At 46.9% G+C, this 23,754-nt stretch carries 16 protein-coding genes and 3 pseudogenes; 6 read left to right on the top strand and 13 right to left on the bottom strand.

Going from position 1 to position 23,754, the window contains the following annotated elements:
• Positions 1-432: 432 nt before the first annotated feature.
• Positions 433-1,320, bottom strand: coding sequence for a TetR/AcrR family transcriptional regulator (locus GCU48_RS21900; protein WP_152381446.1), 888 nt, complete (start codon positions 1,318-1,320; stop codon positions 433-435).
• Positions 1,321-1,446: 126 nt separating this feature from the next.
• On the opposite strand from GCU48_RS21900, the gene GCU48_RS21895 reads away from it, so the two are divergent.
• The 3 genes and pseudogenes from GCU48_RS21895 to GCU48_RS21885 form a co-directional block, all read left to right on the top strand.
• Positions 1,447-2,019, top strand: a complete 573-nt coding sequence (locus GCU48_RS21895) for a hydrolase (RefSeq protein WP_152381445.1) — start codon at positions 1,447-1,449, stop codon at positions 2,017-2,019.
• Between the two features lie 144 nt (positions 2,020-2,163).
• On the top strand, positions 2,164-3,210 hold the full coding sequence (locus GCU48_RS21890; RefSeq protein WP_152381444.1) for an IS1595 family transposase: 1,047 nt from the start codon (positions 2,164-2,166) through the stop codon (positions 3,208-3,210).
• Positions 3,211-3,252: 42 nt separating this feature from the next.
• A pseudogene (locus GCU48_RS21885) lies at positions 3,253-3,678 on the top strand (chromosome condensation regulator); the annotation flags it as partial.
• 510 nt (positions 3,679-4,188) lie between these two features.
• On the opposite strand, the gene GCU48_RS21880 reads toward GCU48_RS21885, so the two are convergent.
• From GCU48_RS21880 to GCU48_RS21865, 4 genes are all read right to left on the bottom strand, one after another.
• Complete coding sequence (locus tag GCU48_RS21880; protein WP_167518796.1) at positions 4,189-4,740, bottom strand: DUF2062 domain-containing protein; 552 nt, start codon at positions 4,738-4,740, stop codon at positions 4,189-4,191.
• A gap of 191 nt (positions 4,741-4,931) precedes the next feature.
• Positions 4,932-7,385 (bottom strand): glycogen/starch/alpha-glucan phosphorylase, encoded by a 2,454-nt coding sequence (locus GCU48_RS21875; RefSeq protein WP_152381441.1) that lies wholly within the window; start codon positions 7,383-7,385, stop codon positions 4,932-4,934.
• A 45-nt stretch (positions 7,386-7,430) separates the two neighbouring features.
• Positions 7,431-8,534 (bottom strand): glucose-1-phosphate adenylyltransferase subunit GlgD, encoded by a 1,104-nt coding sequence (gene glgD, locus GCU48_RS21870; RefSeq protein WP_152381440.1) that lies wholly within the window; start codon positions 8,532-8,534, stop codon positions 7,431-7,433.
• A gap of 23 nt (positions 8,535-8,557) precedes the next feature.
• The gene (locus GCU48_RS21865) at positions 8,558-9,703 is read right to left on the bottom strand and encodes a glucose-1-phosphate adenylyltransferase (protein WP_152381439.1); all 1,146 of its coding nucleotides are present in this window, start codon (positions 9,701-9,703) and stop codon (positions 8,558-8,560) included.
• Between the two features lie 259 nt (positions 9,704-9,962).
• Between GCU48_RS21865 and GCU48_RS27105 the strand changes: the two genes are divergently transcribed.
• Entirely contained in the window at positions 9,963-10,100 is a 138-nt protein-coding gene (locus tag GCU48_RS27105) for a hypothetical protein (RefSeq protein WP_167518742.1), read from the top strand.
• Between the two features lie 84 nt (positions 10,101-10,184).
• Here the strand turns inward: GCU48_RS27105 and GCU48_RS21860 are convergent, their stop codons facing one another.
• Positions 10,185-10,997 (bottom strand): DUF3891 family protein, encoded by an 813-nt coding sequence (locus GCU48_RS21860; RefSeq protein ID WP_152381438.1) that lies wholly within the window; start codon positions 10,995-10,997, stop codon positions 10,185-10,187.
• 344 nt (positions 10,998-11,341) lie between these two features.
• Between GCU48_RS21860 and GCU48_RS21855 the strand changes: the two genes are divergently transcribed.
• The gene (locus GCU48_RS21855) at positions 11,342-12,232 is read left to right on the top strand and encodes a hypothetical protein (protein WP_152381437.1); all 891 of its coding nucleotides are present in this window, start codon (positions 11,342-11,344) and stop codon (positions 12,230-12,232) included.
• Between the two features lie 207 nt (positions 12,233-12,439).
• On the opposite strand, the gene GCU48_RS21850 is transcribed toward GCU48_RS21855, so the two are convergent.
• From GCU48_RS21850 to GCU48_RS21835, 4 genes are all read right to left on the bottom strand, one after another.
• Positions 12,440-13,297, bottom strand: coding sequence for a DNA-binding protein (locus GCU48_RS21850; protein ID WP_152381436.1), 858 nt, complete (start codon positions 13,295-13,297; stop codon positions 12,440-12,442).
• A gap of 183 nt (positions 13,298-13,480) precedes the next feature.
• Complete coding sequence (locus GCU48_RS21845; protein ID WP_152381435.1) at positions 13,481-13,927, bottom strand: acetyltransferase; 447 nt, start codon at positions 13,925-13,927, stop codon at positions 13,481-13,483.
• A gap of 123 nt (positions 13,928-14,050) precedes the next feature.
• The gene (locus GCU48_RS21840; protein ID WP_244315823.1) at positions 14,051-15,514 is read right to left on the bottom strand and encodes a UxaA family hydrolase; all 1,464 of its coding nucleotides are present in this window, start codon (positions 15,512-15,514) and stop codon (positions 14,051-14,053) included.
• Between the two features lie 53 nt (positions 15,515-15,567).
• Complete coding sequence (locus GCU48_RS21835; protein ID WP_152381434.1) at positions 15,568-17,061, bottom strand: tagaturonate reductase; 1,494 nt, start codon at positions 17,059-17,061, stop codon at positions 15,568-15,570.
• A gap of 336 nt (positions 17,062-17,397) precedes the next feature.
• On the opposite strand from GCU48_RS21835, the gene poxB reads away from it, so the two are divergent.
• Positions 17,398-19,122, top strand: a complete 1,725-nt coding sequence (gene poxB / locus GCU48_RS21830; protein WP_152381433.1) for a ubiquinone-dependent pyruvate dehydrogenase — start codon at positions 17,398-17,400, stop codon at positions 19,120-19,122.
• 101 nt (positions 19,123-19,223) lie between these two features.
• On the opposite strand, the gene GCU48_RS21825 is transcribed toward poxB, so the two are convergent.
• From GCU48_RS21825 to uxaC, 3 genes and pseudogenes are all read right to left on the bottom strand, one after another.
• Complete coding sequence (locus GCU48_RS21825) at positions 19,224-20,228, bottom strand: LacI family DNA-binding transcriptional regulator (protein ID WP_025717412.1); 1,005 nt, start codon at positions 20,226-20,228, stop codon at positions 19,224-19,226.
• A gap of 87 nt (positions 20,229-20,315) precedes the next feature.
• Positions 20,316-21,713, bottom strand: a pseudogene (locus GCU48_RS21820) (glycoside-pentoside-hexuronide (GPH):cation symporter).
• A 152-nt stretch (positions 21,714-21,865) separates the two neighbouring features.
• A pseudogene (gene uxaC, locus GCU48_RS21815) lies at positions 21,866-23,289 on the bottom strand (glucuronate isomerase).
• Between the last annotated feature and the right edge of the window lie 465 nt (positions 23,290-23,754).

Raw genomic sequence — 23,754 nt, 5'->3', positions numbered from 1 at the left:
CTAGGTTAACAGAAGTTTGTGCGTTTTGAGCTGTGGCAGCAGCGGGCTGCTATGCCATTGCAACCGGAGCTGTTCCCAAAAGGATTGATATTGCGCGGCGGTTGCAGTGATAGAATTCTATTTTTTCATTTAGTCGATTCCTCCTGTGTCTACGTAAAATGCTGATATGATGAAGTTCACATATTCCTTAGACGTAACACAAAAGAAAAAAGGGTTCTACGGATTTTATGGTGGAATGACGATTTAATGGAACCCAAAATTACAAGAAACTGGTTATGGCGGTGTGTGCATTATAAGGGAAGGTGTCGGTTGGCCAGAACTTGATGTCATAAATGACAAGAACTTTATCGCATTCCCGAGCACGCCTAAAAAGAGCCTTCAAATGCTGCAAACCTCAGATAGTCGTACGCAGATCAAAGAGAGTGAAAAAATCTAAGTACACGAATGAATAATATTCCTCAACTGGATGACCAGACTTTTAAGCTCCTTCTCTCTTTCCAAATAGTAAAGCGAAGCTTGTACCAACGGGAGATTCGGTTCCGCTTTTTTGATCTCCGTCTGTATAAAATGGCAAAGCTCTTTCAGCTCCGAGCGATGTCCGGCGCCGGACGGAATAGTGTCAAGGGCCGAATCCATCTCCCGGAACAGCTCGGTAAGGATCTGCTCCGTTTCCCCATGGCGATCCACGAGCCCCCAGCTTAAATACCTCTCGAACGAAGCTTGTTTCAGCAGAGGCTTCACATTGCAAGCCTTCAAATGCTTAATTAGCACATTGAGCTTGTCCAAAATGAAATTTGCCGTTTCCTCTAGCGATAACGATTTTTCCTCATAAACAATCCAAAATAAATACTCCTTCAGAATCGCTCGGTAGATGGAAACCATATCCCACAGATAAGGATGGATTTCTTCGCCGTACACTTGCAGCAAGCACTCACTATGCCATCGGATGAGCCGCCCCCTAACCTTGTGTCTAAGCGGTTGGAACTTGGGATCCTGTTGGATCGGGAGCTCCGTAAATTCGACCAGAATATGCTTGTGCTCTATAAAATAACGGAATCGCAGAATAATCTGCTGCAGAAACTGCTCCTCCGGCGAGAGTCCGGGAAGGCGCTTCAACTCCTCGACTTGATCAAAATAGGTGTTATGGCATTGATCAAACACCTCGCTGAACAGGTCATCCTTGGAAGGGAAATATTTGTATACGGATCCTTTGGCAATGCCGCAATCCTCGGCAATATCCTGTATCGTCGTCGAAAGAAACCCCCGTTCCTTAAAAAGCTTCGTCGCCGATTTCACAACCTCTTCCCTTGTTACGCTCATAAACAAAATCTCCCCACTTGACTATTTATGAATTATGGTACAAAATATAAGACATCAAGTCAAATGACCTTAAGTTTAATATTTATAACTATAGGTCATATTTAAAGGGTGAGGAGAACATACGAAATGGAAAAGTTGTTGGATCCGCAAAAAACAGCGTTGGTTGTCATTGATTTGCAAAAATGGCTAGGCAATCAATACGCTCCTTATTCCGCCGAGCAGGTGGTATCTAACGCTGCCGCCTTGGCAGATGCTTTCCGTGAGCAAGGCTCGATGGTTGCACTGGTCCGGGTATCGAGCAAGGATCTGAAGGATATCCCGAGGCCGAAGTTGGATTCACCTGCGCCTCCACTAAATTTGCCCGAGGCATGGGATCAAATTGTCCCGGAAATGCGAGTGGCCGAGACGGACCACGTCATCACCAAGAAGCAATGGGGAGCTTTTTACGGAACTGAGCTCGACCTGCAGCTGCGCCGCCGGGGAATCGACACCATCGTCTTATGCGGCATCGCTACCGGGCTTGGCGTGGATACGACCGCGCGGGAAGCGTTTATGCATGGGTATCAGCTGATTTTGGCGATCGATGCCATGACCGGATTTTCCCAAGCCGAGCACGATCACGTGAAAAATTTTATTTTTCCACGCATCGGGCGTACTCGCACAACGCAGGAAATCATCTCTGCCCTTGCGGAAGCTTGAACCTAATGAGATGTACCCTTGGATCTATCAGGTTCCAGGGGGCGTTTTTTATTTGGCTATGTTTATCTTGAATGTTGATATTTGAACAATGCGAACATTTGTTCTGTGATGAGGGTAATCATATGACTCGGAGCTGATTACCCTATGGATTTAAAGGAACTGATAAAACTCGCCAAGGGCTTGGACAGTAAGGACAAGCAAGAGCTTATTCTCTCTTTGCAGTCAGGAACCAACGGTGCGGCACCTATCCGAGTGATAGATGAAATTCATGAACAAAAGCATAAAGATGGGCTGGTTTGCCCCCATTGCCATAGTCATACCGTTGTTCGCTTCGGAAAGTACACAATTACAACACGAGCTGGCGAGGTAAAGCGTCAGCGTTATCGCTGCAAATCTTGCCTCCAAACGTTCAATGACCTGACAAATACGTCTCTCCAGCGGACGCGGCGACCTCATCTGTGGGTTCGTTTTATAGAACTGATGATTGAAGGATTTTCGCTGCGAAAATGCGCCGAACTGATGTATGAAGACGTTACATTCGTGACCTTGTTTTACTGGCGGCATAAAATTCTCGCTGCGTTAAAGCAGGTTCCAACTGATGCATTCCACGGTATTGTCGAAATGGACGAGACCTACTTCCTGTACTCGGAAAAGGGCAGGCGGAACATAACCGAGCGCAAGCCGCGAAAGCGCGGGGGAAAAGTGAAGCACCGAGGTATCAGCAACGACCAAATCTGTGTGCTGGTCGCCCGAGACCGTCAGAAGATGACCTTCTCAGGCGTTCTTGGACGCGGGCACATTCGCACTTCGAAACTGGATGAAGCAATTGGGTCTCACCTTTCAAACTCCAATGTGCTTTGCACGGATTCTTGGCGGGCATTCAGTTCCTATGCCAATCAAAAGGGTTTGGCACATTATCGTTTCAAATCCGATGGGAAACAGCGCGTCAAAGGTGTGTATCATATCCAGAACGTCAACAGCTACCATAGCCGACTGAAACGATGGATGGACCGTTTCAACGGGGTGGCAACAAAGTACCTGGAGCATTACTTGGCGTGGTTCCGCTACCTCGACAGCAAGGAGTATGAGAATACAACGTCGAATAAGAAAAACATGTTGGTGTCCTCATGCCTGTTTTCTGTGAAAGATACGAACGCCAGACTTCGACGGATAGACTTACTGTTGAGCTAAACGGAGGGACGGGCAGGAATTTTTAATTTGCGGAGGTAAAATATGGACTACATTTCACGGAAGGAAGCGGTGTTTGAGACGAATCGATTGCGTAACGATACCATAGCGGCGGGTCGTCGTCATACCGTTGGTCTTAAAACTGACGGAACGGTAACGGCAGTGGGTGATAATAAATACGGTCAATGTAATGTAAGCGATTGGTGCCATATCGTCTCGGTTGTTGCTGGCAATGTTCATATGGCGACGAACACGGGTAATGCTCATACAATCGGTCTTAAATCTGACGGTACTGTGACAGCTGTGGGTTGGAATAGGCATGACCAATGCGATGTAAGTGATTGGCACGACATTAGGGCTGTTGCGGCGGGGTGTGCCCATACTCTCGGACTTAAATCTGACGGTACGGTGGTTGCTGTGGGTGATAATGATTATGGACAATGTGATGTAAGCGGATGGAGCAGCATCATCAATAAACCGCCCTTAACAGAGAGATTATATTTTTGGCTGGGTAATCAACATTGAGATTTAACATAGCCTTTTATTTAAGGGAGGTTGGTCTCTATGGCCCAAAGGAGAAGTTCCAAGGCCGATAGGTTGTACCCCTGGTTTGTCTTATCTGTAACCAGTCCGCCCGGCAGGTATATCGATATCCATCGATGATTTCGCGCAGCAGTACATCCGAAAGTCCGACCTCCGCTTCGTCACGGTGGAGGGTCAGGGGAACGCATCCAACTCACTAAATAATCTAAAGGCGAAGAGGTTGGCTTCTTGCAGGGGATTACCTGCCAAAACGGAATGATGTCATACGGTCAAAATAAGGTTGATGAATACCACCGAACCGAGATACAGATGATAGCAACTGGAAATCGTCATTTCGTTTTCCACCATAAAATCCGAATACCCGAAAAAAGTTGCTTTAATTCAAAAGAAGCCCCTCAGGCCTAATTATTAGGCTTAAGGAGCTTCTTATTCACTACGTTATCCATTTTTCAGCAGTCTGGCCGCTGAAAAGGCTGCACCATGACGCAATTTCCGTTTTTCCAGCCGTTTGTGCAGCGAACGATTATACAAGACTTGAATGACAAAATACGAGATAATGCCTAGTACCACACCGAAAATCGACATCCCAATCAGAATGTGCAGCCCTCCGTGCAGCAAGTCTCTGAATACAGACCAGTTGCCATGAAACAGCTCCATAAAAGAATGCTCATGAAGTCGACCGCCTCTGACGTGTCCTGGAAAATGGGATGGATAAATCCAAGCCCCAATCTGCTTGGCGAACGGCATCAGCACAATCGGTAAAAAGGTCAGCTTGCCTACGACGTTACCTACAATGGCCGCAGGCATCGAACCGCCGGACAACCGAACAATGGGATAAAACACAAGGTAGATCAGAGAAGCTGTGGAAATCACAACCATCTCCAGCCCGAAGCCAATGGCAAAGCCCAAGGAGATTTTTTTGACGCCACCGGGCGCACGCAACAGCTTGATAAAATTCAGACGAATCGCCCGCCATATATTTTGGAACATATTATATTTCTTCTTGGATTTATCAGGTTTGAGCCTGTTCGGATTGAGCTTTATCAATAGGAGGACTCCTTTAACAGTACTATTCAAGTTCGGGAATGAGGTTATACAGCCCCCCAACCTTACTTAGGTTTATACTGTCATTATAACCCTCAGCGGTCGAAAAGCAATGCTATTCCGCCTGTTTTGCTTTTTTAGGACAAGATTCGCTTGTTGACATCGGTTTCAAGAGGCACAATGTCCCAAATTTCCGCCGCGTACTGCTGAATCGTGCAATCGCTGGAAAATTTGCCGGAGTGAGCCATATTCACAATCACTCGCCGCGTCCACTCGGACGGATTCCGGTACACCTGCTCCACATAAACCTGCGTATCCACATAGGCTGCGAAGTCTTTGAGCACAAAGTATTCATCATTGTGATCAATCAGGGATTGATAAATGGCCTCAAATTCTCGTTCATGCCGCGTAAAAGGGGCATCGTTCACCAGTTGATCCAGCACCTCGCGCAGTCTTTCGTCACTGTTGGCTGTTTTACGTGCTGAATACTGGCCGTCCTGAACATATGCTTCGATCTGATCCACCTTTAATCCAAAAATGAACATGTTGGCATCGCCCACCATTTCATGCATTTCAACATTGGCTCCATCCAATGTCCCCAGGGTGAGTGCGCCGTTCATCATAAATTTCATATTTCCTGTGCCTGAGGCTTCCTTGCCTGCCGTAGAGATCTGCTCACTGACATCCGCTGCAGGAATGATCAGCTCTGCCAACGAAACGGAATAATTTTCAAGGAAAACCACTTTCAGCTTGTCCCTGACATCCACATCCCGGTTGATCGTATCCGCCACATTGTTAATCAGCTTAATCGTCTGTTTGGCGAGAAAATAGCCCGGAGCTGCTTTAGCCCCGAAAATAAACGTGCGTGGCACCATATCCAGCGCAGGATTATTTTTGAGCTGGCTGTACAGATGCATAACATGCAAAATATTAAGCAACTGTCGCTTGTAGCCATGCAGCCGTTTGACTTGTACATCAAAAATGGAGGACGTATCCAGTCGGACACCGTGTTTGGCAAACACATGCTCGGACAGCCTGATTTTATTATCTCTCTTAATTATCTGAATTCGTTCTTTGAACGACTCGTCCCCACTGTAACGAAGCAGGTCGATTAGCTCGCGTGGACGGGTTCTCCAGCGTGTACCGATCGTTTCATCATACAAGCTTGCCAGCTCGGGGTTCGCGTGCATCAGCCAGCGGCGATGGGCAATCCCGTTCGTTTTATTGTTAAAACGCCCCGGGTACAGCTCGTGAAACGACCTCATTTCCCGTTCCTTCAAAATTTGTGTGTGCAAGGCAGCTACCCCGTTGACGCTATAGCTGCCGACAATAGCCAAATGGGCCATACGGATTTGTTCACCGTGAATGATTGCCATCTGTCCAATTTTGATGTCCTGACCTGGATAACGCTCCAGTAGCATAGCGCAATAACGCTTGTTCATTTCTTCAATAATTAAACAAATACGAGGGAGCAGCTCCCGCACCATATTGACAGGCCATTGTTCCAAGGCCTCGCTTAATATCGTATGGTTGGTATACGAAACCGTCCGGGTCGTAATATCCCATGCTTCGTCCCAGCCCAAGCCCTTCACGTCGATTAGAATACGCATCAGTTCGGGTATAACCAGCGTTGGATGTGTATCGTTAATGTGCAGCGCAATCTTGTCAGGCAATTGGCTGTACGGTAAACGAAGCTTTTCGAACGTACGCAAAATACTTTGCAATCCAGCCGAGCACAAGAAATACTGCTGCTTCAGACGAAGCAGCTTGCCCTCATAATTGGAGTCATCCGGGTAGAGAAAGGCCGAGATGGACTCCACCGAGCGGTTATAGTCGAGAAAGCGATAATAGCCACCCTCGCCCCGAATCGGTCCCCGGATGGGGTCAAGCGCCGACTCGGCGCTCCAAATCCGCAGCGTGTTCACCTGCGCGTGTCCATAGCCCACCAGCGGAATATCATACGGAACAGCCCAGACCGTTTCGGCATCCTGAGTCTCGAATATAAGACGGCCATCCTGCTCACGAGTCTCCACTCGTCCCCAAAAATGAACCTCGACCTTCTTGTCAGGGCGGCGTTCCTCCCATACATTCCCCTTTTGCAGCCAATAATCCGGCAGCTCTACCTGATTTCCGTCTACAATCCGCTGCTCAAACAGACCGTACTTATACCGGATACCACAGCCATGTCCTGCATAGCCGAGAGATGCCAGCGAATCCATAAAGCAAGCAGCCAGACGACCAAGACCGCCATTCCCCAGCCCGGCATCCGCCTCCTGCTCTTCGATTTCTTCCAAGTCCCAGCCCAATTCTCCCAAGGCCTGCCGAACCATATCCAATACGCCCAAATTCAGCAAATTGTTGCCCAGCAGACGGCCTATCAAAAACTCCAAGGAAAAGTAATAGACCTGCTTCTCTTGTCCTTCTTTATAGGCTTGGTTCGTTTCCGCCCATTTCTTGCCGACCTGTTCGCGGATCATACCGCCCAAAACCTTGTATACGTCTTCCGCCTGAGCTTCCTGCATCGGTTTGCCCAGCCTTCCGACCAATTGCTCTCGAAAAGCCTGCTTGAATGCTTCTTTATTGCTGAACAAAGGTGTAACCTCCTGTATTTCGGTTTTAAATGCACTCTATGTCTTCTAAATGACGCTGTTCTTGGCAATGACATAAGGAACCTTACTGTCTCCAATCAGAGTACGTTCCGGTGAAAGCTGCACATCCTTATCCAAAATGACATTCTGGACAATTGCACCCTTACGAATCGTGCATTTTTGCATAATAATCGAGTTGCTTACCCGCGCGCCTTCCTCTATCCGTACCCCGCGAAAAAGAATGCTGTTCTCAACCCTGCCCCCAATCGTGCAGCCATTGGCGACAAGTGAATGATCCACCTCGGCGCTCTGCGTATAGCGGGTCGGGGCTTCATACTTGATTTTGGTATGCACCAGCTGATCCTGGAACAGTGCTTGATACTGCTGCTGATCCAGCAGCTTCATGCTATTTTTATAGTAACTCTCGACGGAATTAATGACCGCATGATACCCTTCATAGGGATATGCATAAATGCGTAGTCCACTTGGGTTTTTCTGGATCGCATCCCGGAAGAAGTGGCTATCCTGATGGGCGATGCAATGCTTCACTTGATCCAGATACAAGCTTTTGTCCATCACGAACATTTCCAGATAAATATTATGATGATCCTGCTCCTGATGAATGCCGGTCACTCGTCCGTCCTCGGCAATCTCCAACCGCACGCAAGACGCATGCTCAGCTTCGAGCTGCTCTGTAGCTTTGTAGACGAGGGTAACGTCTGCATTCTTTTCCCGATGATAACGATGCACATCCTCAATATTAACCTTGTTGACATGCTGCGTTCCTGCGTGTATAACAGTCTGCCCGGCTGAGCGATGAAAAAAGTCCAGGTTGTTGTGCACATGCTGCAAATCCCCGCGTGAACCATCTGTCGGATCATTCCAGTCCGGCGGCAAAATAAACAGCCCTCCTCGTCTGCGGTCCAAATCCCAAGGCCGTCCTTCGCCCAGATGATCCAGCAGCGAACGGTATTTGCGGCGGATGAACAATGCAATATCATGCACCCCTGCATGCATCATGTTGGATAAGGTAAAATCAATGAGCCGGTATCGACTGGCAAAGGGAACTGCGGCCCCGCACCGGAAATAGGTCAACTCCTTCAACTGATCCAATTCGTGATCCAGGTTGATCACTCCAATGAGTCGGCTCATAGCGGACACCGTCCTTATCCGGGTTATATTCGTGCATGAAGCTTGCTTTCCTGATCGAACAAAATAACCTCATTCGAGCTATCCTCAGATCCAATGACCGTATTGTCATCAATAATGACGTTTTCGTTCACGATAGCCCGGTGAATGCGTACATTGCGTCCAATTTTTACATTCGGCATAATGACAGACTCGGTAATAACGCTGTCCCTGCCTACTTCGACCCCATAGAACAGCACAGAATGCCTTACTTCTCCATCCACCGTGCAGCCTTCATTTACGATGCTGTTTTTCAGCACCGCTCGCTGGGTGATGTACTGAGCCGGTTGATTGGGACTGCGAGTATAGATACGCCAGAAAGGGTCATTCAAATCCAATGGCGGGTCCTGAGCCAGAAGATCCATGTTAGCCTCCCACAAGCTCTGAATCGTACCCACATCCTTCCAGTAGCTGGCAAACGGATATGCATACAGCGACCGCCCATGCTGGAGCAGCATCGGAATGATATCCTTGCCAAAATCATGCGAGGATTCAGAATCGCTTGCACTTTCCAGCAGATAGCGACGCAGTACCTCCCATTTGAACAAATAAATGCCCATCGAGGCCAATGTACTTTTCGGCTGTTCCGGCTTCTCCTCAAAGTCGTATATTTTCAGGTCATCGTCCGCGTTTAGTATCCCGAATCGTTTGGCTTCCTGAATCGTGACGTCGATGACAGAAATCGTGCAATCTGCTCCCTTTTCCTTGTGAAAGTCAAGCATGAGACTGTAGTCCATTTTATAGATGTGATCCCCTGACAAAATCAGTACGTGCTCCGGGTCATATTGATCCAAAAAATGCAGGTTACGGTAAATCGCATCCGCAGTACCTCTATACCAATTATTCCCGTCTTCTTTTTCATGCGGGGGCAACACAAAAACTCCTCCATCCAGGCGATCCAAATCCCAGTCACTGCCTACGCCGATGTACGAATGAAGCACCAACGGTTCGTACTGGGTTAATACACCTACTGTGTCAATACCAGAATGGGCGCAATTACTAAGGGGGAAATCAATGATGCGGTAGGTTCCTCCAAAAAATACAGCCGGTTTGGCAAGTGTCCGGGTCAGTCCTTTGAGTCTTTTGCCCTGCCCGCCGGCAAGCAGCATGGCCACCACTTCCTTCTTTCTCATCACAAAGACCTCCCTGTCAGGTACGTCTGAAGCAACTGCGGCTGGATATTTTGATAATATCCATTAAACGTGAATAGACACTCATAATCGTTTCATTGCCGATGGAGCGGGTAAGATTTCATGGAAAGGGTAAAATCATAGTTATGCGGAATGACCGCAAGGAAGCACTAAATCGTAAAATCTAGTTCATCAATTCACATTTTGGATTCATTTACATCGTTGGTGTTATAACAGCATGATCATTAAGGAGGTGTTATTCATGAAAAATAAAAAATGGGTGATAGCCGCATTGGGAATGGGTGTTACGTATCTGATGAGAAATAAAGGGGCACGCGATAAGATGCTGAACAAGGTACAGACATTCGTCAGCCGCGCGAAAACATCTACAAAATCTTAAAGCTTTAAAGCAAGAAAAGTGAGCCTCTCTGAGTAGATTTATTCAGGGAGGCTTTGGGCTGTCCAGAACCGTATCGGAAGACGGTCAGGCATTCTCCTTGTGTTTTTCTACTTCCATGATATGTTCAACGGTAAAGGTTCGATGCCTCCATTCGGAGGAACGGTAGGCTTGCAGAAGACCTGAAGTATGAATTTGCTCTTTGTCCACCTGCTTAAAGGTATGAGTAATCCCCACCTTCCCTTTAAAAGGAAAATAGGAAAGACCCACCGTCTGAACTGATAACCATTCGGCCCGAACCCGCCCGCCTTCATGTCGTACAGTCGGGAAACTCAAACCATCAGCAAACCACTCATAATCTGCCGCAGGTGTCCCTGGCTGCCGGCTGCACAGAAACAGACTCAATTCATCGCAGAACAACATTCTGCGCACATCTGTACGCACCTGATGTTCGAAGGTAACGCCGCCTGCCAGCTCCTGTTTGAGCCTGTGTCGACGCTGTTCCTCCACCTCCTGATAAGCACGCGTAATCTGCTTGTCCTGAGTATTTTCATGCTCAGTCCGTCCGACCAGCTCCTTGTACATCAAGCTGCACAGCAGCGCCGCATACGAATTCACTTGCTCCACTTCATCAATCCCCAAATGATAGAACACAAAACGAGGACTGAGCGGAAAATCAATAAATGTATAAGGTGCAGATACATGATCATTCCAGAAAGGAGCAGCGTCTAACTTCATCCAACCTCGGTCATGCTCCTTAGCTGCATATACAAAATCCTGCTTATGCCGTCGATTCTTAAAGGCATTCTCTTCCCATTGTGAAGCCAGCTCACCTGAAATGTGGGCATGGTCATGCTGCGTCGTCATTACATAAGCTTGGTCCGTTTCATAAATAACCATATGCTCTCCCCTTCCGTTTGGCGATTCATCTCATATGTGTACAAACTTTCTGATCGAAGGACATGGTTATACTTACACTCATTATATCAGGATAAGGGTAAAAAGGCAGTGAAGTTTTCTCCACCCTTACTTCCCATTACCGCTTAATTCCTCACTCAAAACTGCTACTTTATGATCCCTTCCATTTTCAGAACCATGTTGTTAAAAAACACGACTTGGACACTAAATATTCATAAATATAATATCGTTTGAATGAATTTACGAAAAAAGACTATCAGATGATACGATAAGACTATATGATATTCCAATCATTACCTATGTACCTAAATCAGGAGGATTACAAAATGGAAGAATTAGTTCGTTCGATTCAAAAAAAGATGCGATTCAAAAAGGTTGTTTGCTGGCTGGCGATCATTATGTTTGGTCTGTGCACCTTGGTTGGCGTTGCAGCTCAAGAATGGCTTCTGACGCTCCTCTCGCTGGGAATGACAGTTCTAGGGATCTATGCTTTAACACTGATGCGTGGTATGTCAAAGTTCACCAAGGAGTATCAGCCGGGAAAAGGCTATGGTTATTATCGCCGTACAGTTCAACAGAAGCTTCGTTATCTCACTTGGGCGCAGTGGCTGGCGGGTGCCTTTATCATCTTGATGATCTTTGTGTTCGACACGCGGCCAACCTCTTTTCTCATAGTCATCCTTGCTATTCTGACGATTCAGTTCAGTATTAAGAAACGGATTAAAAATCATCAGGAGCCGGATGCCGCCGAACTGGATGGGTTTGTACGGATGGGGATGATTTCTCCGCAGGAACAACCGATTGGAGTGTATAAGGATTTTGTACATCTAACCCATACATTTCGCGGTAATCAAATTGTTATCGTTACGGACAAGCGACTGATTTCTGTGTTTGTGGAGGAGCAGGGACGTGCGGTGAAAACAGAAATGCTGCTCTCGGGTATAAACAAGGTACGAGTAATCGGTACCGGCTTTCAGGGAAAAGGAATATTGCTGTCTGTGAGCAACCGTGACCATAACGAGCTTCACATCCATATGGTCGGGAAAAGTATTTTCTTTTCTCCAGAGCAGTTCATAGGCTCCTTATTGCGAGCACTGGATACAGCACTAAAAATTGGGACATATCGTACAGAAGAAACATTCCCAGCTTACCAACAAACGCGGATTTCATTGCACCCCTCAGAACAGGGTCTCCTGCATAAGTCTACAACGGCTTAAATAAACGCCAAATAGCAAGTAAACCCTGATTATAATGAGCTTGCTTGCTATTTGGTATGCCTTACGTCAAATTTTTCACTTCAAACTCTTTGCATCTAATCCATATCTGCTAAAAAATTTTTTGGTCTACTTAACTCTACCTGCTAATGATTGGCTCCATGATAAAATACCGAGATGAGGTCATGACTTGTAACAAACACCAGCAAGCTAAACAGACTGAGCGACAACGGCCGTGAAATCAATTTTTTCATCCTTTAACACTCCTTTTAGAATAGTTATATATTGGTCTTGCTGTGTTGCTGTAGCTTGGGTTCGGAAAACCTCAAATATAGCGGTGCATTTTCTAAACTCATGCTCATGTTCCATACCCAGGGTATCTGACAGCATGAGGGATTGCAGAATATAATCCAATGCGGCTGTAACCTGTTGCTGCTTGATATAGTAGAGAGCCAGTTGATAGCAGAAGCGAAAATAATAAGATACGTTTACAGGCTCTTCAAAATATTTGAAATCATCAATTTGTTCGGCAAATGATTGAAGTATATCCTCTAAAGGGTAGTCATACCTGTACGCTCCCTCTACGATGGAAAGAAGCCCCGGTAACAGCTCTTCCGGATTGTCTCGAAGAAATTGGACGTAATCCTCTAGCGCTTCAGAATGACCGGACAAAATATCAAGGGCATACAGATTGGCTCTGGCGGCATGCCGATAATATTCGACCTCTGCTTCACCATACGGATCAAGCCCATTAAACCAGCCCAATTCCGCATATTTTTCGATACAATCGCGGGCGGCTTCATAATTGCCCTGTTTTTGGAAGGCCATGCCTTTCATAAGATGACTGTAGCCGTAATAATATACTAGCGGCCGTTTGTTATGTATGAGTTGTACAGGCTTCTTGCGCGCTTTATAAAGCTGCAGCTCCTGATACTTTTGGCTGGCCTGGTTATACAGATGATCACATAAAGCAATCATGTCGGCTCCGTCTGCAAATGAAAATGACAGCTTAATCATGTTAACAAGTGTGTCCAGATCTGTGATATGGGAGTGAACGAGATCATCCACCCTCCCCACCTCCTTGTCCGACTTTTAGTACTCATCAAACAAAAGCATGATCTACGTTCCATCTAAAATATAACTTAATTACGTATTTATTACGTAATTAAGTTATATCATAAAATCAAATGTGTGGCAACAAAATTATGATAATATATTCCAGTTATGAACATGGGGGCGGATATCCTTCGTTTACTGGTTCCACTCCATATGAAGCAAAGGAAATGCCCGACCTGATCCATCCAGTTCGGATCGTCCTGTTTGGACAAAGCCGAGATGCTTGTAAAATGCATGTGCTTTCTCATTTTGCTCATTTACGTCCACTTTGAGGTGTGTACCTTTTATTTTCCCGGCATGCTGGATGAGCCGACTGCCTATGCCCTGCCCATGAAACTCAGGATCGACAAATAGCATCTCTATTTTGGGCCCGTCCAGCCCGATAAACCCTGTTGGACCTTGACTTTCATTCCATGCCATCCAAATTTCGACTTCTCTAAGGGCGCCATTGCGCACGATATGATGATAAAATTGGATATCCTCTTCCTCTAAAAAAGTGTGTGTCCGGCGTACAGCCCGGTGCCAAATATCTACGAGCTGATCATGATTTTCTTCACGATAAGCTATAATTGCATTTTGCACTGTATTCCCTCCTATTCTAACGCGATTCGGCGTGTTTCCCCTAAAGTCTAGCACACCTATTTAGAGATATACAGCGTAAAAAGGAAGCGGAATAAATTCCGCCTCCCGATGTGTTCCAAGCTTCTATAACGTAACGCCGTTTTTAAAAATAGCAAGCTCCCTGAAATTGTTTTTCTCATTATTCACCCAGGTTCCGCTGGCTACATCGACAATATAATCCACAAAGTTGCGGAGCGCATCTTCCATACTGACATCCTCCACCAACGAACCGGCGTTGTAGTCGATCCAATGGGGCTTAGCCTGATAGAGAGGTGAGTTGGTCGATACCTTCATCGTCGGAACAAAGGAGCCAAAAGGCGTGCCGCGTCCGGTTGTGAAAATAACGAGCTGGCAGCCCGCTGCTGCGAGTGCCGAAGAAGCAACCAGATCGTTCCCCGGTGCGCTGAGCAGGTTGAGTCCTTTGGTCTTGAGACGCTCCCCGTATTGAATAACATCGGTGACCGTAGAGGACCCGGATTTTTGCGTACAGCCCAGTGATTTATCCTCTAGTGTCGTGATGCCCCCTGCTTTATTGCCCGGTGACGGGTTTTCGTATACTGGCTGCTTGTAATCCAGAAAATATTGCTTAAAATCGTTAATCAGATGTACAATCTTTCCGAATACTTGCTCATCGGCGGCACGCTCCATTAAAATGGTCTCTGCACCGAACATTTCAGGCACCTCAGTCAGCACCGTTGTTCCACCCTGCGCTGCCATATAATCCGACAATCGTCCGAGCAGTGGATTGGCAGTAATGCCTGACAGGCCGTCAGAGCCGCCGCATTTCAAGCCAATATTCAGCTCGGATAAAGGCACAGGCTCACGCCGACCCTCTTGGACAGCCGCAAAAATTCCATGCAGCAGCCGTACCCCTTCCTCCACCTCATCCGATACTTCCTGAGACAGCAAAAATTTTACCCGCTCCGTATCATATTCACTGATAGCTTCCTTGAATTCCTTCATCTCGTTGTTCTCGCAGCCCAAACCAAGAACAAGTACACCGCCTGCGTTCGCGTGCTTCACGGCATCAACTAAAATTGTGCGTGTATAGGCATGATCATCCCCAAGCTGAGAACAACCGTAGTTATGCTTGAGCACAAGTGCATTTTCAAAAGGCGAAATATCGCCCACTTCCTGCTTGAAGCGGTTCAAAATAAGCTCGGCAATCCCGTTCACACAACCGATCGTTGGGACAATCCACAACTCATTGCGAATCCCCACACGACCGTCTTTACGGCGAAAGCCTTGAAACGTCCGGTTCTCCTGTTCATATAAAAGGGGCGCTGGCTTAGGGCTGTAGGTATATTCCTCGACGCCTGTCAGATTTGTCTTCGTATTATGCGTGTGCACATGCTGCCCGGCCTGAATGGGCTGAGTGGCATGACCGATGGGATATCCGTATTTCAGCACATGCTCACCTTCAGATATGTTCTGTAGCGCAATTTTATGCCCGCGCGCAACATCGTCGGACAGCTCTACGCGCTGATCTTCTTGTTCTCCCCACGCCAGTGTCTCTCCCCGCTTATAATCACGCAGAGCGACAGCCACGTTATCTTAATCATGTATTTGAATGAATTCCAGCATTCCGGTTTCCTCCTTGCTTATGCTCTAGGCACGCCGTTCCCGGTTAGAGATTCCAGCGTCTCCTTTATTCCTCTGCTTGTCATTTCATACACGTGCTGTGCCGTCTGTTCAGTCAGCCCTTCGACCTGGTTCAGGTCTTGCCCCCACCATGCCTGCTTGCCAAGTACCTGTTCAGTTAATTGCTGCGCTTCGGCAAGGCTTCCGTCATATCTACTCCACAGCTCACCAAACGCACCCAATACTTCCGCTTCGTCTGCCAGGGCGATTGGCTCACCGTTTCTGTCTCCCCGGTAAAATACGAGCAGGGACGCCAGCGAAAATACCATTTTGGCAGGCAGTGCCTTATGCTGCTTCACATACTGTAGCAAGGACGGCAAGTTCCGTGTCTTGAACTTGGACACCGAATTCAGAGCGATGCTCATGACATAATGATTTACATATGGATTACGGAAACGTTCAATAACATCGTCGGCATATAGATCCAATTCCGCTTCCGGGGAGTCCAGTGTCGAAATAATTTCTTCTCGAATCAGCGCTTGGATAAAAACGCCCATAACATCATGCTCGACCGCCTGCCCCACCGTATCCAGGCCATATAAATAAGCGACAGGTGTAAGCGCCATATGCGCCCCATTCAAAATACGCACCTTACGTGTACGGTAAGGCGACATGTCGTCAACAATCAGCACATTCAATCCCGCCAAATGAGCTGGCAATTCCTCCTTCAGCCATTGCGGTCCTTCAATGACCCACAGATGATACTGTTCGCCCACAACCACCAAATCGTCCTTGTAGCCCAATTCGGCTTGAATTTCATGAATCCGGTCTCTGGGATAACCAGGTACAATCCGGTCTACCAAACTGTTGCAGAATGTATTTGCTTCCTCAAGCCATGCTGTAAATTCGGCCCCAAGCCCCCATTGATCAGCATATCTCAGCACAATCTCCTTGAGCGCATCACCATTGCGGTCGATCAGCTCGCACGGAATGATCACCAGTCCTTTATTTTGATCGCCTCCGAAAAATTGAAAGCGCTTGTACAGGAAAGCAGCCAGCTTCCCTGGAAAGCTCTTTTGCGGACGATCTTCCAGCCGATCCTCTGGCATATAAGTGATCCCTGCCTCCGTCGTGTTCGATACGACAAAGCGCAGTTCAGGCTTTTGGGATAACGCCTCATATTCAACATAATCTGAGCCGTACGGATTGAGCCCGCGGGTTACACACTCCACAACCGTGTGCTCCTTCATGGCTTGACCGTCCTTAATCCCTTCGAGAATGACCGTATACAGGCCATCCTGCTCGTTCAGCTTCTCCACCATGCCTCCTGGCTGCGGCTGTACGATCACAACGCCCGTATTCCATTCTGCCAGTTTATTCATTTTGTCGAATTGCCAGTCTACAAACGCACGCAGGAAGTTTCCTTCCCCGAATTGCAGCACCCTCTCAGGATACGGTTCTGCTACAATAAAGCTTTTTCTGTTTAATTGGTCTAAATCATCTACTTGTTTCATCCGGAGTAACCTCCCACTATTACCATTATGATTGCAAGGTTATTTTACCACAATGCACACGTGAACAAAATAGTTTTCTCAACATTTTTAGTTTTTATAAATTTTAATGACAATAATATGAACACGTTAACATACATGATTATACAACAAACATCAGTCCAGCCCTCCCTTCTGCTGTTTCACACTGATACAAGACGGTTAAGGCTAACTATCCCCTCTCCCGCGAGCTTGCCCTGATATACATTTCAGCAGAATAAATACAAAAAGGCACGGGCAGGATAACGTTACTTACTAGACAATAGCTGGCTAGACAAAAGCTGAGCAGGAGGAACTTCTATGAAGACAATCGCAGATACCATCGTACAAGTTTTGGTCAACGCAGGAATCAAACGAATTTATGGCATCGTAGGAGATTCTTTAAATAATATGGTTGATTCCATCCGCAGTAATGGTCAAATTGAATGGATTCATGTAAGGCACGAAGAGGTCGCTGCCTTTGCAGCCGGAGCGGATGCTAACCTTAGTGGAAGCATTGCTGTATGTGCCGGAAGCAGTGGTCCCGGAAACCTGCATCTGATTAACGGATTATATGATTGCCACCGCAATCGGGTACCTGTACTCGCTATTGCAGCCCATATTCCAAGCGACGAGATCGGAAGCGAATACTTTCAGGCTACACATCCCGAGCATCTTTTCGGAGAATGCAGCCACTTCTGTGAGGTGATTACGACACCACGGCAAGTTCCAAGAATCGTGACCATGGCCCTTCAACAGGCAGTTTCACGTTCAGGTGTATCCGTCATTGTTCTTCCTGGTGATGTAGCAGCCTTGGAGGCGGAAAAGGTACCTGTACCCGAACATGTCTACCATCCCACTGCACCTGTTGTGCATCCATCACCTTCCGAAATTTCCCGGCTAGCCGAGTATTTGAATAAAGGCAAACGAATTACTTTACTCTGCGGGGCCGGCTGTTCACAATCTCACGAATTGCTTATGCAGCTGTGCGACAAGCTACAATCACCTATGGTATCCGCTTTGCGGGGCAAGGAATACCTCGAATATAACAATCCTTATTATGCAGGCTTGACCGGGCTGATCGGATATTCCTCCGGGTACCATGCGATGATGGATTGTGACGTCCTGCTCATGCTCGGAACTGATTTTCCTTACAGACAATTTTATCCCGAAAATGCGATTATACTGCAGGTAGATATAGAGCCCGCCCACCTTGGCAGACGCACTGCTTTAACCTATGGTTTATGCGGGGATGTCAAAGCAACACTAGAGATGCTGCTTCCTCATTTAACGACGGAGCATGAGTCCAGGCATCTGGAAAAAGCCGTTTCACACTATACCAAGGTCCGTCGGGAGCTGGATGAACTGGCGGCTGGTAAACCAGGCCATACATCGATCCATCCGCAATACCTCACCAGAGTCATTAGTGATGCCGCTCAGGAAAATGCCATTTTTACCTGTGATGTCGGTACACCCACGGTGTGGGCAACACGTTATTTGCAGATGAACGGCCAACGGCGACTGATCGGTTCCTTCAACCACGGTTCGATGGCAAACGCATTGCCGCAAGCGATCGGTGCACAGGCCACTGAGCCTGGTCGGCAGGTTATTTCCCTATCGGGCGATGGCGGACTCACGATGCTGATGGGCGATCTGCTTACCCTAAAGCAGCATCAATTGCCTGTAAAAGTCATTGTGTTCAATAATGGTGCTCTTGGCTTTGTCGAGCTGGAAATGAAAGCGGCCGGGTTCCTGGAAAGTGGCACCGAGTTGATTAACCCTGATTTTGGCGCTGTAGCGCAAGCCATGGGACTCATGGGCATTCGAGTTGAAGATCCATCCATGCTGGAGGATGCCATTCAGCAAGCATTAGCCTATGATGACCCTGTGGTGGTGGATGTGGTGGTGAACCGTCAGGAGCTATCCATGCCGCCTAAAATTAATCTAAAACAAGCACAAGGCTTTACACTGTGGATGATGAAAGCAGTGCTGAACGGACGCGGTGACGAGATTATTGAACTTGCGAAAACCAATCTCTTACGTTAAATACCGGCAAAGCAGCACGATGTCAACAAAAAAAGGGGCGGGAACAGCGCTTGATGCACTGAACCTGCCCCTTTTGCCCTGCCTGGATTCAAAAACGATACTCAGCGTAATCTCTCTGCTGTTGATTTCCGCTTCATAAGCGTAGTCTCCATAAATATAAGCTCACCCTCATTCGACGGCGACTGAATCCGCTCGAGAATGCACTCAGCTCCGCGTTCGCTAATCTGTTCGATCGGCCTTTTGACCGTCGTTAACGGCGGGGTCGTATACATAGAGAAGCCAATATCGTCAAAGCCAATAACAGATACATCCTCAGGTACCTTCAAGCCGTACTCAAATACGGCGTTCATCGCCCCGATGGCCATATCATCGTTCGAGCAAAATACCGCGGTCGGCGGCTCCTGCAAGGAAAGCAGCCGCTTCATCGCCTGGCTTCCGCTTTCGGTATCATAATGACCCTGTACGATGTATTCGTGTCGAATCGGCTTACCCTTATCAATCAGCGCATTCATAAAACCCTCGCGGCGTTGCTGGGTAGACTTGAAGCCTTCCACCCCTTCAATGATCGCAATACGTTCATGTCCACTTTCGATAAGAAAGGAAACCGCCGCATAGGACCCTTCCTTATCATTGGAAATCACGTTCACGATGCCAGCTCCAGACACCTGCCGGTTCAGCACAACAAGCGGGATGCCCTGACCAAGCACATGATAAATAAACGGGTTGTCCGCTTCGCTTTGACTCATCAGAATGATGCCATCAAAACGCTTGCGATGAATAGCCGAAAAGTCGGTGTAGTCGTCAATGCCCCGCACAAACAAATTGTAATCCACCCCGATAACATGATTCACTCCACGGATGGTATCCGCAAAGAAGCTGGAGCTGGTGCCTTCTGAAATACTGGTAAAAAACAAGCCTATCGTATGCGAGCGCTGGAGAACAAGGCTCTTCGCGTTAAAGTTTGGAATGTAATTCAGTTGCTCTGCCAATTCCATAATTTTGCGTTTCGTATCTTCTTTAATCAGCGGACTATTGTTAAGCGCCCGGGAGACGGTTGTATGGGAAACATTAGCTAATTTGGCAATATCTTTAATGGTAGCTGCCATATACGTATCCTTTCTTTAGTGAGGCTCTAAAAAAATTATATACTCACCATACCACAGGAGCCGCCCGGAAAAGAAGACTTTCACAAATTATACGCGGTTTTCCGCATGTCGACGCTGTAAGTCTTGAACCATTTCTGCATGTCTGCTGTCAGTCAGCTTATACATCTTACCGATAACCAGCATGGCCAAAGCCAGGGCAACAGCCGGATAGAGACAAAGCAAGGCCTTGATCCCGACCAATGTACCAGAAGACTGAACCACATTCGGTACATATCCAACTAGCGCCAGCCCAATACCCGATAGAAAGCCGGACAAGGATTGAGCCAGCTTGCGCGAAAAGCTAAAAAGTGAATACGTAATCCCTTACTTCCGCTCTCCGGATGACCATTCGCCGTAATCAATGATATCGGAGACAAATGCCCAGGTAACTCCGTTAGGAATACTAATACCAATGAACGAAATGCTGGACAGAATTGTAAAAATATACACATTTGAAGGCATAAAAAAGTTCACGGAGTCGGCGATGACACTAACCAGCATCCCGAATATAGCTGTTTTCCGTTTACCAAAACGCCGCACCAGCTTGGGCAGGAATAACACACCCAGCAACGACGAGCCGATAATAATAAAATTCATATAAGACATTAACTCTACATGCCCCAAATTATATTCGGCAAAATAGATCAGCAGTGCGGACTTGATATTGTACGCGGATATGGTGAAAATCGTCATTAAAACGAGTACCAGCAAAGGCTTGTTATTCGTAAAGGTGTGTACGATAACGCCTATAGATAGCTTTTCTTTTGGTCCGGACTGACTAATAATGCGTTCTTTCGTTCCTCGATAACAAATGATGAAAGCGATCACACCAATGAGTGACATAATTCCCATCACAACCGGATATCCAACATGATGGTTGGGAAACAGCAAAATCAGCGGCATGACAATGACACTGGTTACAAATAATGCGCCCAGTGAGCCCGCCTGACGGAAAGAAGACAAGGAGGCCCGCTGAATGGTATCCTGCGTAATGGCCGCACCCAGTGAGCCATATGGAATATTGACAATAGAATAGCCAATTCCCCAGATCATATAGGACGCATAAGCGTAAATAAGTTTGCCTGTAGGTGAAATATTGGGCGAAACAAAGGTGAGAATCGTAAGAATCGCAAGGATAACGCTTCCAATGATGAGAAAAGGTCTGAATTTTCCACGTGAACCGATATGCTTGCGAGAATCAACAAAGGACCCGACAACCGGATCACATACAGCGGCAAACAGCTTGCTGACCAAAAAAATGCCTGCTGCTGCGGCTGAAACACCTGCTACATCCGTAAAAAATTTCAGTAGATGCAACTGCCCCAAATCAAACATGAATCCGTTCCCAAAATCACCCATACCGTAAGAAATCTTTTCTTTCAGGCTAATGTGCTCGCCAGTCTTGTTGTCAGCTAGGACGCTCTCCTGTACGATAGGCGCTCCCATACCTACTCACTCCTCTTCATTTGTGATTTAATTCACATGGTTGTTTGATATTTATCCTGTTGTTAATCGCTCTTACCAGGTCTTTGGATACAGCTTCCTGGCAAGTGCACTTTTTTATGAAGTTTGTAAGCTATTACCTTGGCTTAACAGTGTCACTTGCTATGAACAACAGTAGGGAAATTAAAATATTGCTCGGCGTTATTGTAGCAAATATTTTGTACCATGCCTCCGAGCAGCTCCAGATCTTCAGGAGCCTTGCCCTTCTGAACCCACGTTCCGATCAGATCACAGAGTATACGTCGGAAGTATTCGTGGCGTGTGTAGGAAGGAAGCTGCGAGAATCCGTTAGCATCCCGATAAAACGGGACAGCACCCCGTGGTTGGCCAGCAGTTCCATCTGCTCCTGCATGCCTTCGATATGGTCATTAAACCACCATGCAGTGCCAAACTGAATTTTCCCCACGCTTCCACCGGATTGGAAGCAGCCCGCGAGACTTGCCAGCACGGGGTAATCACCCGAATTAAGCGAGTACAAAATCGTTCGCGGCAACCCTCCTGCCAGCTCCTGTGCGTCCAGCAATGCCGCCAGCGAATGAGCGATGGAGCCGTCATTTACGGCATCATAGCCGGTATCCGGTCCCAAACGACGGAACATCGCGGTGTTATTGTTGCGCAGCGCGTGAATATGGTACTGCATGGCCCAGCCCAGCTCTGCATACTGCTTCCCGAGGAATACCAGCACGTATGATTTGTATTTTGCCTCCTCTAACGGGGTCACACGACCTTCCGTCAGCGCCTTGTTGAATATGGCTGCCGCTTCTTCCCGTGTCGCTTCCTCGTAGACTACTGTATCCAGCGCATGATCGGATACCCGTCCTCCAGCAGCGTGAAAATGGCGAACCCCGCTTGCCAGCGCATTCAAAAATCCTTCAAAGCCGGAAACATTCAGACCGCTAACCTCGCCCAACCGGGCCACCCAAGGCTGGAAGGTTTCACGATTAATTTCCAGTGCTTTGTCTGGACGGAAGCTTGGCAGTACAGCTACTGGGAAATCGCTCAGCTTGCTGATTTGCTTATGGTATTCAAGATGGTCCGTTGGATCATCTGTGGTGCACACAACAGTTACCTTCGAATTCATAATCAGATCACGTGCCCCAAAGCCCTGTCCCTGCAGCTGTTGGTTTACTTTCTGCCAGATCAAAGGCGCGTTCTGTTCATTTAACAGTTCATAGACACCGAAAAAGCGTTGAAGCTCCAAATGTGTCCAATGATACAGTGGATTACCGATCAGTGTAGGTACAGTTTTGGCCCAGGCCAAAAACTTGTCATAATCTTCAGCATCCCCCGTAATCAGGCGTTCCTCTACCCCATTGGCCCGCATAAGTCTCCACTTGTAATGATCTCTGTACAGCCAAGCTTCTGTAATATTCTTGAATTTCTTATTTTCGTAAATTTCCTGTGGACTTAAATGACAATGATAGTCGATAATCGGCATATCCTTGGCATACTGATGATACAAAATTTCAGCTGTGGGATTGCTTAACAAAAGGTTTTCATCTAAAAATGCTTTAGTCACGACTCTCTCATCCCTTCTATGGTCATCTTTCCAACTATATTGTTAACGTTAACAAATCTCTCTTCACTCTACCTAATTATTTAGCAATAGCATTCTGAATAAATTAACAGGTCACGTTATTATACAAGATGATGCAGCTATATTACGATTCTTGCTTGTCATATCACCCTGGATCGTTTCCCTCAAATTTAATGTTTACGTTAACAACAATTACATTGTAACCGCTATCCTTTGTAGAGGAAAGTGATTTTTATCATGTGGAATGACAAAAAATAAACAGCCCCCCTTCATCCTTCACCTAAATAAAAAAACTCTTTCTGCTACAAGGCGTAACGCATTATTTTAAATCCTTTGAAACGACATTTTGAAATCGTTTTCATTGTTTTTGTCAATTTTCAGAAAATTTTCTCTTGAAAATACCAGTTATTGTATTATAATTGTCATATACAGTCATTGTTTTACATT

This window comes from Paenibacillus brasilensis, assembly GCF_009363115.1.
Lineage (GTDB): Bacteria > Bacillota > Bacilli > Paenibacillales > Paenibacillaceae > Paenibacillus > Paenibacillus brasilensis.
The sequence above is the reverse complement of the archived record's forward strand: the minus strand, read 5'-3'. Positions and strand labels throughout refer to the sequence as shown.

Coding starts and splice junctions, on each gene's coding strand:
- GCU48_RS21900 (WP_152381446.1), bottom strand. CDS start 1,320: ATGAGCGTAACAAGGGAAGAGGTTGTGAAATCGGCGACGAAGCTTTTT.
- GCU48_RS21895 (WP_152381445.1), top strand. CDS start 1,447: ATGGAAAAGTTGTTGGATCCGCAAAAAACAGCGTTGGTTGTCATTGAT.
- GCU48_RS21890 (WP_152381444.1), top strand. CDS start 2,164: ATGGATTTAAAGGAACTGATAAAACTCGCCAAGGGCTTGGACAGTAAG.
- GCU48_RS21880 (WP_167518796.1), bottom strand. CDS start 4,740: ATGTTCCAAAATATATGGCGGGCGATTCGTCTGAATTTTATCAAGCTG.
- glgD (WP_152381440.1), bottom strand. CDS start 8,534: ATGAGCCGACTCATTGGAGTGATCAACCTGGATCACGAATTGGATCAG.
- GCU48_RS21865 (WP_152381439.1), bottom strand. CDS start 9,703: ATGAGAAAGAAGGAAGTGGTGGCCATGCTGCTTGCCGGCGGGCAGGGC.
- GCU48_RS27105 (WP_167518742.1), top strand. CDS start 9,963: ATGAAAAATAAAAAATGGGTGATAGCCGCATTGGGAATGGGTGTTACG.
- GCU48_RS21860 (WP_152381438.1), bottom strand. CDS start 10,997: ATGGTTATTTATGAAACGGACCAAGCTTATGTAATGACGACGCAGCAT.
- GCU48_RS21855 (WP_152381437.1), top strand. CDS start 11,342: ATGGAAGAATTAGTTCGTTCGATTCAAAAAAAGATGCGATTCAAAAAG.
- GCU48_RS21835 (WP_152381434.1), bottom strand. CDS start 17,061: ATGAAACAAGTAGATGATTTAGACCAATTAAACAGAAAAAGCTTTATT.
- poxB (WP_152381433.1), top strand. CDS start 17,398: ATGAAGACAATCGCAGATACCATCGTACAAGTTTTGGTCAACGCAGGA.
- GCU48_RS21825 (WP_025717412.1), bottom strand. CDS start 20,228: ATGGCAGCTACCATTAAAGATATTGCCAAATTAGCTAATGTTTCCCAT.